At 38.6% G+C, this 12,426-nt stretch carries 8 protein-coding genes; all 8 read left to right on the top strand.

Translation table 11 applies throughout. The features are described 5' to 3' along the window. Positions 1–38: 38 nt before the first annotated feature. The 8 genes from ACG3M1_RS20440 (at position 39) to ACG3M1_RS20405 (ending at position 11,998) form a co-directional block, all read left to right on the top strand. Positions 39–2,585 (top strand): YfhO family protein, encoded by a 2,547-nt coding sequence (locus ACG3M1_RS20440; RefSeq protein ID WP_008816558.1) that lies wholly within the window; start codon positions 39–41, stop codon positions 2,583–2,585. A 116-nt stretch (positions 2,586–2,701) separates the two neighbouring features. Beyond that, positions 2,702–3,403 (top strand): response regulator transcription factor, encoded by a 702-nt coding sequence (locus ACG3M1_RS20435; RefSeq protein ID WP_008816559.1) that lies wholly within the window; start codon positions 2,702–2,704, stop codon positions 3,401–3,403. Beyond that, complete coding sequence (locus ACG3M1_RS20430) at positions 3,396–5,273, top strand: HAMP domain-containing sensor histidine kinase (protein WP_008816560.1); 1,878 nt, start codon at positions 3,396–3,398, stop codon at positions 5,271–5,273. Before ACG3M1_RS20435 ends, ACG3M1_RS20430 begins: the two co-directional genes overlap by 8 nt. A gap of 263 nt (positions 5,274–5,536) precedes the next feature. After that, positions 5,537–5,938 (top strand): GtrA family protein, encoded by a 402-nt coding sequence (locus ACG3M1_RS20425; protein WP_009270639.1) that lies wholly within the window; start codon positions 5,537–5,539, stop codon positions 5,936–5,938. Between the two features lie 18 nt (positions 5,939–5,956). Next, positions 5,957–6,904 carry a glycosyltransferase family 2 protein gene (locus ACG3M1_RS20420; protein WP_008816562.1) on the top strand — a complete coding sequence of 316 codons (948 nt, stop codon included), beginning with the start codon at positions 5,957–5,959 and terminating at the stop codon, positions 6,902–6,904. Positions 6,905–7,367: 463 nt separating this feature from the next. Beyond that, positions 7,368–8,012: a hypothetical protein gene (locus tag ACG3M1_RS20415; RefSeq protein WP_008816563.1), complete on the top strand. Its 645-nt coding sequence runs from the start codon at positions 7,368–7,370 to the stop codon at positions 8,010–8,012. Positions 8,013–8,313: 301 nt separating this feature from the next. Further along, positions 8,314–10,728, top strand: a complete 2,415-nt coding sequence (locus tag ACG3M1_RS20410) for a glycogen/starch/alpha-glucan phosphorylase (RefSeq protein WP_008816564.1) — start codon at positions 8,314–8,316, stop codon at positions 10,726–10,728. Between the two features lie 112 nt (positions 10,729–10,840). Continuing rightward, a complete protein-coding gene (locus tag ACG3M1_RS20405; protein WP_009270638.1) occupies positions 10,841–11,998 on the top strand; it encodes a M20 family metallopeptidase in 1,158 nt (385 codons plus the stop codon). Positions 11,999–12,426 lie beyond the last annotated feature (428 nt).

Raw genomic sequence — 12,426 nt, 5'->3', positions numbered from 1 at the left:
GTTAATAATAGTAAAGAATTAGAGAAAGTTGGAATGCAATGAAAAAAAATGATATACGTTATATGGCAGTATTGGGAATACTCATTGTTCTGATTACGGGTGTTCTCTTTACGCTGCTGCAAAGCAAACAGCTTGTATATGGTTCCATAACGGACTGGCTGAGTCAGCATGTGGCGTTTGCTGAATATTTCCGCGAGAATTTTTATCAAACAGGACAGCTGTATCCAGACTTTTCATTACAGCTTGGAGCTGGTCAGAATATGGCAGAGTTTATTTATTACGGGCTGCTGCGACCGGAGATATTGCTATCCTATGCGTTTCCTATGATCAAGATGTCTACCTACATTATGATCAGCAGCATTGCTCTCACAATCACAAGCACGGAATTGTTTTATTACTGGATAAGGAAACAAAATATTTCGCAACATGCTGCATTTTTTGCTTCGGTTATTTTTTTATGTGCAGGTCCCATGCTGTTTCATACGCATAAGCATGTGATGTTCATCAACTATATGCCATGGCTTATACTGACATTTATCGGAATTCAACGCTATCTTCAAAAAAGGAAAAGTGCTCTTATGATGATTGGTATTGTACTGATGATTCTGGAAAGCTATTTCTATAGTGTCAGTGCTCTCTTTATGTGCGGTATCTATGCAATATATGAAATCCTGCGAATGCAGAAAAAAATTGATTATCTGGAGTCTCTTAAAACCATAGGCAGGCTGATGGGACAAGTGCTTATCGGTGTAGGCATCAGCTGTTTCATTCTCCTTCCAACGGTAATCATGATGTTCAGTCATACCAGAGAAGCAATCCAATCCCCAACACTTATGGAGTTGTTGAAGCCGGACATGGATATCAGCGCACTCACCTATACCGGATTCAGATCCAATGCGTATTCTGCGGGTATGTGTGTGATTGCCTTGGCTGCGGTTGTATATTTTATTTTCAGAAATTCCAAAGAAAAACGAGCTCTGGGTATCATGACTCTACTGATTACTATCCTACCCTTGTTTTGTTATATTTTAAATGGTCTGCAGTATGTACGGGAAAAGTCTTTGATTCCAATGATTCCGCTCATTGGCTATATGATTGCGGAAATGCTGTCTGAAATGGAAAACAAACCATCTCGCAGGCTGCTTTGGATTTTACCGTTTTTATTCCTTCCTTATTTCTTTATTGAATTGGAAAAGCTGAAGCTTCTGTATTTGATAGACGCATTCTTTTGTTCAGGAATTTTTATATTATATACGGTCACAAGAAAAAAATATATATTTGGTATATATCTGCTGTTTCCTTTGCTTTTAACAATGCCGACAAATAAAGTTGAGAATTTCGTAAAACAGTCTCAACTCTCAAAATTTGAAAATACAGATAAAAAAGCACAGGTGAAAGCTGCGCTGGATCAGGACTCTTCTCTTTATCGCTTTGATGATCTGCATTATGCTTTACGTACATGTAATCAGGTTCTGGATAGCCGAATGTATAAAACATCTCTGTATTCTTCAAATCGAAATCAGGATTATTCCTATTTTACGGACAAGGTGATGGGGATGCCGGGACCAAGCACGAATAATGCAACCGTCACTGCGGAAAAAAATTCTTTCTTTCAGTCACTGATGTCTGTTAAATATCTATATGGTAAGGGTACTGTTCCATTGCATTACAGCATCCTGTCCGGTGATAAAAACGGTTATGTAGCCGTTAATGAGAATGTATTGCCGATGGGGTATGCAACATCGGATTTGTTATCCAAACAGCAATTTCAAGACCTGAAATATCCTTATTCCATGGAAGCTGTATATAACAATGCAGTTGTTGAAAGAGCTGATGTGAAAGAGTGGAAGAGCAGCCTGCAGGAAGTGCAGCTTTCATATAAGCTTTTGCACATGGATGATTCTGTTACTGTGAAGAAGCTTAAAAATGGCTATCAACTGACAGTAAGTAAAAAAAGCACGATAAACTTACGATTGGATCAAAGCATCGACGGGCAATTGCTTATTTTGGATCTGCCGATTACTGAAATTAAAAAGCCGTCAAGAACAGTCGTAGGTATCGAAATTAACGGCATTGTGAATAAGCGCGGATCAAACAGTGATATGTATGGCAACAATAGAAATAATTTTCGTTATGTTCTGGATAGAGACAAGCCATGGAGAGATATCACTTTAAAATTGGAGAAAGGGGCTTATACAATTCAAAATCCCAAGGCATACCTTATGGATGGCAGTGTCTTAACCGAGCGACATAAGAGCATAGATGCATTAAAAGGTGAGCGCATGTCAGGTAATAATGTATTAAAGGGAGAAATAGACGTTAGAGATGACGGTTATTTTGTAACCTCTATTCCGTTTGATAAGGGATTTACAGTACGTTTGGATAACAAAGAAATTGCATATGAAAAAGTAAATACAGCATTTGTTGGATTTCCAATAAAGAAAGGCCATCATACTGTAGAAATTACGTATCAAATGCCAGGAAAAAGCGCTGGAATTATGGTCAGTATACTCTCTTTGCTGATTGCTACAGCACTTTATCTGAAACAAAAAGTATCCATGCAGCGGGTGAAACAAAAGAAATAGAAGAAGAAACAGGTCAGTGACAAAACACAGATCTGTTTTTCATATATAAAGAAATCTTAAAAAATCCTCGTCCTATTCGAAAAGTTCTGTATACTTATAGGTAAGAGGTGATACATATGGAGCAGTCCCGTATTCTTGTTGTAGATGATGATAAGGAAATTCGTGAAATTATCCGTGTTCTGCTTACGCAGGAAGGGTATGATGTTTCAGAAGCGAGAAACGGAAGAGAAGCGTTGGAGTATATGAACGATCATATTGATTTATACATTTTGGATATTATGATGCCCTACATGGATGGATATGAGCTGTGTGAACAGATTCGTAAACATAGTAATGCACCAATTTTGTTTCTTACAGCGAAAGGTACACAGAAAGATAAAGCGCAGGGCTTCTTTAAAGGGGCGGATGATTATCTTGCCAAACCGTTTTCCTACTCGGAATTACTGGTGCGTGTAAAAGCGATGCTGTGCCGCTTTATGGTCTATCAGGGAAAGCAGGCGGAAATAGAAAAGCGTTATCGTATCCTTCAAATCAGGGATATTCGCATTGAAGAACGCGATGAGGCAGTATATGTAAAAGGAGAGAAGATAGCAATGACAGATCTGGAATATCAGCTTTTACATTTCATGGCAACACATAGGAACCAGACGTTTTCTGCTGAGGAATTATTTGTATCTGTATGGAATGAGCCTTATTTCACATCTGCAAATAATACCCTCATGGTGCATATCCGAAATGTCAGAAAGAAGATAGAAGAGGACGCCAGAAATCCGAAATATATTAAGACGATATGGGGAAAGGGGTATCGCTTTGAATAAGAAAAAAAATGGCTGGTTTTTAAAAACATATGTTCTTTTAACCGTTGCGTTTATCACCTTTTTCACTGTGTATGCTTTTCGTTATGATGTATTGGACTCTCTATATAAAAAAGGTTATGTAGAATTCGAAACCAAGGAAAGTATGGAAAAGAAGCTAAAGCCTGTTATAGAAGAGAAATATATTTATCCTGAAAATATAAATGATGTCACAAATAAGCTAAACGAATTGTTTCCGGACTATGATTATCATATATGGTCAACTATTTATGGCGAAAAAAAGAAAGTTCAGGTATATGAGACAGGATATGATTATATCGAGGAAACACAGCATTACAGGGAAACAATAGATATAACGTTTGCTAGAGGAATTTTGAGTGTACAAATTCATCCAAAGATAACGAGCTATTTAAATGCTTATCGATTATTTTGTCTAGTTAATGCAATTATAATCTCTTTCATTATGATAATACTATACAGGTATGAGCAAAAAAATAGTAAACTAAAAACGGTTTTATATCACTTATGGAACAAACCTAAGCTACATCGGTTGCATAAATTATCAACAGAACTTCTCCTAGTTAGTATAGGAACAATTCTATTTGTTTCCTTTATGCTTGTATTCTTATACATAGGTCGTGATGTTCCTATTGCATTTATGAGAGAACTACAATTATATGAACATGCACTGGATGAGCAAGCAGCTGTCATCCAGGAGAAATTACGTAATATAGATATAAGTAAGGGAAATAACAAAGAAATTGAAAAAATATTAAAAAATAATCTCCCTGATACAACGTATTCGTTCATTGAAGTTATTCCTAATAAAAAAGATAAAATATATGAATATTCATATATGAATGAAATGTATGAGAATAATGATTTATACATTTTAAACCATACGTATGCATCAACTGCTCATATCAACTATAATTATATAATGGAGAATGATCAGGGCTTTGTTCAATTAAGGATAAACTATTATCCCTATTTGAACTATACTTTACCATATTTGATAGTATCTGTCATTCTTTCGTTTTCTTATCTCCTTATATTTCTTCAATTGTTTATAAGAAATAAAATCAAAGCTATTCAAATAATACAAAAGGATACTTCTATTTTAGCAGGCGGAGATTGGAGCCATTCCTTCCAGTATTATGGAAGTGATGAAATAGGTCAGCTGAGTGACGAATTACGCAGTATGCAGAAGAGCTTTTATGACAACATGCAAAATGAAAAAAAAGCGAGAAAAGCAAATCAGGAATTGATTACAACACTATCGCATGATTTGCGTACACCTTTAACCTCTTTACTTGGTTATCTGGAATTGATTCGTTATCGGGAAAGCAGTGTGGAAATGAAAAGAGAATATCTTGATCGCTCCCTGTTAAAGGTGGAACAGATTCGAAGTCTTTCCAATAAAATGTTTGAATATTTTCTGGTGTTTGAAAAAGAAGAATCTCTGAATCTGGAAGTACAGCCGCTTTCCAATTTATTGAATTATATTAGAGAAAATATTGAGTTTATGCAGCAGGATGATATGAAAATCACCTATACACTGGAGGATGAACACTATCAGATTGCATGTAATATTGAAATGCTGCAAAGAGCAATGGATAATTTATTCTCCAATATGCATAAATATGCAGATCACAGTGCTACAGCCATTGTGCGTGGAATTTGCGAAGGAAATCAATACCAGTTATACATGAGTAATCAGATTCGCATAGATGATGAAAAAGTAGAAAGTAACAGAATTGGATTGAAAAGTGTAGAAAAAATAATAATGATGCATAATGGAACAATGAATATTGATGTAAAAGAGAATACATTTACCGTTGTATTAGAGCTGCCATTGGTTATTGCAGAATGAATCGCAGAATCATGGGAACAATGAAACTAATGCAATGATTTGCAGATTTTAAGAAACCTTAAGATAAAGCTGATAGCAAACAAAAATTATGAATGTTAAAATATAGAAGGAAGCTGGCTTTCCTTTGCTATAAATGTTTGGTTTTATAATCAGATATGATTTCTTTATTACTGATTGCTGATAAAAGACTGGAAAACAGAAGGAAAATGGCGTATTCTTATATATAGCGTATATAAGCTAAGCAGGTATGAAAGAGGTATTTTATGGATGAGAAGAAGAAAAATATAATAGAACTGCTAAACTATGTCGTTGTTGGTGGTTTGACAACACTTGTGAATTTTGTTGTGTATTTCTTCTGTACACATATACAACTGCATTATTTAATAGCAAATGTTATAGCATGGATATTTGCAGTGCTGTTCGCCTATATAGCGAATAGAAAATATGTGTTCAAGAGTGAAGGAAATGATCAGAAAGCTGAATTTTTACAATTTGTGTCTCTGCGTGCTGTAACACTCGTTGTGGAAAGTCTTCTGCTGTTTGTCTGTATCCAATTAGCAGCTATGAATGAAAATATTGCGAAGATTTTTGTCAGCATTGTTACGGTTATAGGCAATTACGTATTTTGTAAATTTATGATTTTCAAACCAAAAACGCAGGAATAGTGAAACGAGGGATGTATTATGAAATTGTCGCTGGTAGTGCCTTGTTATAACGAGGCTGATAACGTAGAGTTATTTTATGAAAAGGTCGAAGCTACTTTTCGGAATGAAACCTTTGATTATGAGTATATATTCATCAATGATGGTAGTAGGGATCAAACTTATGTTAAGCTAAAAGAGCTTGTAAAGACATATCCGGACGCTCATATTAACATCATAAACTTTTCACGCAACTTTGGAAAGGAAAGTGCAATGTATGCAGGGATGAAAGAGTCAGTTGGTGATTATACCGTTATTATAGATGCTGATCTTCAACAGGATCCGGCCTATGTTCTTCGCATGATGCAGATTCTTGATGAGGATGACAATCTGGACAGTGTTGCAGCCTTCCAGGAGAAGCGTAGGGAAGGAAAAATTTTACGAGGCTTCAAATCAGCATTTTATCATATGATAAATCGTGTTTCACAAGTAGAATTTGTTGATGGAGCTAGTGATTTTCGTTTACTGAGCCGTCCTATGGTTGATGCCATTTTGTCATTGCCTGAAAATAATCGGTTTTCAAAGGGAATTTTTTCCTGGGTCGGATTTCATACATATTATATGGCTTATGATGTTCAGGATCGTGTAAACGGACAGTCCAGCTGGTCCTTCTGGAAGCTGTTTAAATATGCAATCGAAGGCTTTGTATCATTTACGACGATGCCGCTGCGTATAGCGACGGTATTCGGTATCACATTTTCAGGACTGGCATTTCTATATTTAATAGTGGTATTGATACAGAAATTGATTATGGGAATCACAATTCCAGGCTATGCGACAACTATTTGTCTGATTTTGCTGATTGGTGGTATTCAACTGTTTTGTCTTGGAATCATGGGTGAGTATCTTGCCAGAACGTATATGGAGACAAAGCGAAGACCAATTTATGTACAGAGAAACAAAATTGATTATAAGGAACGAACAAAGTAGTATAGGCAGATATGCTTGCACTGCTTTTTTTGTGCGGTTTATACTGTTATTCGCTAATCGAGCAAATATAAAGAAATCTTAAGAAATCAGCGGTGCAATGAGTCTATATGATATTCTACAAGTATGAACAGGTGGTTTAAAAAGGGAAAGAAAATGAAAAAGAAAAAAAGTGATTACAGCGGCATTGAGCGCTATCGTCTTGGGGACAGTTCTTATGTCCTCCTCTGTATTTGTCAGTATAGATCAATAGGGGATTGATTTAAAAAAAATGAATAAAGGCATATTTAATCCGAAGTAAGGGAAAAACAATAAATTAAGATCATACTTGGATAGCATACTTTAAAAACAGTAAAGAAGGTGATTGACTTATACAAAATCTGGAATAGAATTTATTTCTTAGTAACTTTTAGGAAATTAGCTGAATAGTCTAAAATTTATAACAGCTTAAATAGGAGGGCGTACCATGGAAAAGAAACACAAGCTAGCAGCTGTCGTGCTTGGCATAGCAGCAGTATGCACAATTGGAATTATTGCTACACAGTATAGCAGCAAGGAAGAATATGTATCCTTGCAAGGGAGTGCATTATCTAGCCCGACAGACAGAGTTGTAATTGCGGGAGACAAAGAATATGTTGTCGGTGCGGATGGCTTTGAACCTGGATACTATGACGTTTCTACAAAGGAGCCGGTTAAGACGAACGCATTTAATCTTGGAGTTAATCAAACAATCTTGAATATTAGATATTACAATCATAACAAGATATCTTTATCACAGGGTAGCTCTGTGATAATGACGCGCTCTAAATTCGAACCATTGAAATTTCATGATGATATCGCCGTATTGAACAATACCACAGGAGCATTTCGGTGTGGAGAAGAAATTGAAGCAGGCACATACAAAGTAAGTGTCGAAGGTAAGCATAAAAATGCAGAGATATTTTTCCAGGTGGAGATGAATACTGAAAATAAATGGGAGGCTGTGGATAACGTACAGGTTAAAAATAAAAAGAGTGCAATTCTCAAAATTCAGGGAAACGAGTATTTGGATATCATAAATTTTTATCCTGAATATGGTGATTTCAAGATATATATCAAAAAAGTTGAATAAGTTCGTAAGAGAATAAGGCATTGTATACATTTCTACAAATTATAAAACAATCGAAAGACGACGTTTAAATATAGAATAAATGGAAAGAATATCAGAGAAATGCTCGGATATTCTTTTCTTTTAAAATTTTCATAAATCGTGGAAGCGGTATCCTTTCTTTCTGTTTGTCACAAAAGAGAAGAAAGACCATAAAATAGCAGGAGAAGGGAGGCTTTGCGCACTTTACGTACAGTTTTTGTATTTGTAATTACGTGTAAAATAATGTAAAATAAAAGGCGAGCTGGAAGGAGTAGTTAAAGTTATGGCTAACGAATTTAAAAACAAAAATGAGTTCAAGGAAGAGTTTCAAAGAAGAATTATAGAGCGCTACGGCCGTTCTTTTGAACAGGCCCACATCACTGAAAAATATATGATTCTGGGGGAAATGGTTCGTGACTATGCAAGCATTCACTGGAACGCCAGTAAGAATGTCGTATCCGAAAAACAGGAAAAGCAGATGTATTATTTTTCCATGGAATTTCTTATGGGAAGACTGCTGACAAATAACCTGATGAATCTGGGAATCTATGAAATCGCCAAGGAAGGTCTTGCCGAGCTTGGACAGGATATCAATGAACTGGAGGATCTGGAAAGCGATGCAGGTCTTGGAAATGGTGGCCTGGGTCGTCTGGCTGCCTGCTTCCTCGATTCACTTGCCAGTCTGAATCTGGCGGGACATGGAAACTGTATCCGCTATGAATACGGTCTCTTCAAACAGAAAATCGTAAACAACGAGCAGGTTGAGGTACCTGACCAGTGGCTGTCTTTAGGCAATGTCTGGGAAGTGCGGAAACCGAAGCATGCAGTCAATGTCAACTTTGGCGGACATGTGGACATGTGGATGGGAGAAGACGGCAAGGCAATCGTTAACCATGTGCCTTCCCTGATTGTACGCGCCGTACCTTATGACATGCCGATTGTCGGACAGAACACCAACCTGACAAATACACTTCGTCTGTGGAGTGCAGAGGTTGCGGATGATGCCTGTGATGCGAGCAGTCTGAACGAATATGTAAACGAGGTGCGTGAAATCTGCCGCAATGTTTATCCGGATGATTCCACCGAGCATGGCAAGATTCTGCGTCTGAAGCAGCAGTATTTCTTCGTAGCCGCAGGATTGAATAATATTATCGAATCGCACATGTCTACCTATCATACACTGGATAACTTCTCGGAAAAGGTTGCGATTCAGCTGAACGATACCCATCCGGTACTCTGTATACCGGAGCTGATGCGTATTCTTATGGATGATTATAAATATGACTGGGATCAGGCTTGGGATATTACAAAGAATACTATGGCATATACAAATCATACTGTCTTGAGCGAGGCTCTGGAAAAATGGCCGATTCAGTATGTACAGGATTTGCTGCCGCGCGTATTCATGATTATCGAGGAAATCGATCGTCGCTTCAAATATGAGGTAAGTCATGATATGGGCAGATCTGATCTGATGAATGAGTGCTGCGTGTTGAAGGACGGACAGGTTCACATGGCAAACCTGGCAATCATCGGCTCTCACAGTGTCAACGGTGTAGCTGCACTGCATACGAAAATTCTGAAAGAGGATGTTATGAAGAACTTCCATGACATCTATCCGAATAAATTCAACAACAAAACAAACGGTATCACACACAGAAGATGGCTGCTGTACTCCAACCCGCAGCTGAGCAACCTGCTGGAAAAGACGATTGGTCCTGATTTTAAAGCAAACCCGGAGCGTCTGCAGGATCTTATGAAGTATGTAGATGACAAGGATCTGCAGAAGGAATTTATGGATGTGAAGATGGAGCGCAAGAAAATCCTTGCGGCTTATATTAAGGATACACTGCATATTGATATCGATGTCAATTCCATTTTCGATGTACAGGCAAAGCGTCTGCATGCCTATAAGCGTCAGCTGCTGAATGTCATGAACATTATCGATTTGTACTTCCGTATGAAACAGGATCCATCCTTCCGTATCTATCCGAGAACCTTTATCTTTGCGGCAAAGGCAGCGCCTAGCTATACATTTGCCAAAGAGGTTATTAAGCTGATTCATTATGTGGCCGACAAGGTAAACAATGATTCGGATGTCTCTCCGTATATGAAGGTTGTCTTCATTCCGAACTACGGTGTGAGCATTGCGGAGATTCTGATGAATGCCGCAGATGTTTCCGAACAGATTTCCACTGCCGGTAAAGAGGCAAGCGGTACCGGAAACATGAAATTTATGATGAACGGTGCGATTACACTGGGGACCATGGATGGTGCCAATGTGGAAATCGTGGAGAAAGTAGGCTATGATCATGCGGAAATCTTCGGCTTACGTGCAGATGATGTAGCCCTTGTCAAGCATGAAAACACCTATGATGTATGGCGGAAATACAATGAGAACGCCAACATCCAGAAGGTGGTAAACAGCTTTGTGGATTCCACCTTCTCCAATGATCCGAAGGACTTCAAGCAGATTTATAACGAGCTGATGTTCAAGAATGATGAGTATCTGCTGCTGGCGGATTTCGAAGCGTATTCTCACGCACAGAAAAATATTGAAGAGCGTTACCGCAATAAAGAGGAATGGGCAAAAACCTGCCTGATCAATATCGCACAGTCCGGTTACTTCTCAAGTGATCGTACGATCAAGCAGTATGCGGATGAAATCTGGAATATTGAACCGGTAAATATGAAATAAACGAAAACAGGAAAGAACTGGACATTCAGTTCTTTTTTCTGCTTTCATGACATCTTGACTTGAAAAATATCTGTTTCGCCTATACAATGGTGAAAAAGGAAAGAGGGATGATATGAAGGAACAGCTGAAGCATTATATACAGGAACATATGGAGGAATACAAATATCTGGTTAATGATCTGTATGAACACCCGGAAATCGGAAATCAGGAGTTTCGTTCCATGCGTGTCCTGTGCAAGATGCTGCGCAAAGAGGGATTTGAAGTAACGGAGGAATACGTGGTACCGACCGGCTTTCTTGGTGTATGGAACAGTGGAAAACCGGGGCCTGTCATAGCCTATATGTGTGAATATGACGCCTTACCGGAGGTTGGACATGGCTGTGGTCACAATCTGATTGCCGGAATGTCACTGGCAGCGGGTTGTGCGTTAAAAAGCATACTGTCGAACATCGGCGGAGAGGTGCGCATTATTGGCACACCGGCAGAGGAAAATTTCGGAGGGAAGGTTTCCATGGCTGCTGCACATGTGTTTGATGATGTGGATGCGGCGCTGATGCTGCACCCGGATACAAAGAACTCCCTTGGGGGAAGAACACTTGCCATTTATCCACTGCGCTTTGAGTTTTTTGGGCAGAATGCACATGCCTGTACACCGCAGAACGGAAAGAGCGCTCTGGATGCGGCAGTTATGAGCTATATGTCAATCAATCTGCTGCGTCAGTTCGCAGAACCGAATACATTTATCCATGGAGTAATCGCGCATGGAGGAGAAGCTGCGAACGTTATTCCTGCGTATGCGAGTCTGGAATACTATTTCCGCGGGGAAACGATGGAATATGTAAAGGAGCTTTGTGAAAAAGCAAAAGCCTGTGTAGAAGGCGCCTGTACGATGAGCGGATGTACAAGTCGTATTACCACCTATGAGTGTCCGTATGATGACTGTGTTATCAACTATACTCTTGCGGATATGCTGAAGGATGAGTATGAGGATTTCGGTTATACATGGGAAGGTGTGGACGAGGTTGCGCAGGGAAGCAGTGATGTGGGAAGTGTCAGCTATTGCTGTCCAACCCTGCAGGGGTATATCAAAATCGCGGACAGCTGTGTAAACGGGCATTCCCGTGAAATGGCAGCTGCCACGATATCACAACAAGGCAGCCGGGCACTGTTCGACGGAGCACTTGCATTAGCTGATATCGGCAGACGTCTCATTATGGAGCCTGATACGATGGAAAAGGCATGGAAGGAACTTAAGGCCAATAGAAAATAAACCCAATTGCTGCTTTTCTGCTGCCAAAGGTGCAAAGGAAACAGAATCCAAATAGCATAAACGGAACAAGGGAAAGGTTCTCTGCCATCTTGCGCATATTAGAATTTAAACCATGATGCATCAGCTTGATGATACTTATATAGTATCTGTACAAACGGTGGTATGCTGAAAAACCATCCTTCGTGCAGATGCTTTTTTCAAGCCAAGATAAGGAGCAGATCAAGCAGCTTATTTTCCTTTTCAATAAGAATACAATGCTTACTATTTCTATGACTTTGTATTACAAAAAGGTATAAAATTCCTTACCTTTCTACTGCTGTCGATTGTCTTATGTTCCTGAAAGCTGAAATTGTAATCCGTATGATTCCATAAACACCCCTCATTTCCCTGTAATCTGAACAGATTAGCAGAAGAACAGCACCTGTTTT

This window comes from Clostridium sp. 10cd* (genome assembly GCF_044336395.1).
Classification (GTDB): domain Bacteria; phylum Bacillota_I; class Bacilli_A; order Erysipelotrichales; family Erysipelotrichaceae; genus Clostridium_AQ; species Clostridium_AQ innocuum.
This window is presented reverse-complemented; position numbering and strand designations above follow the sequence as displayed.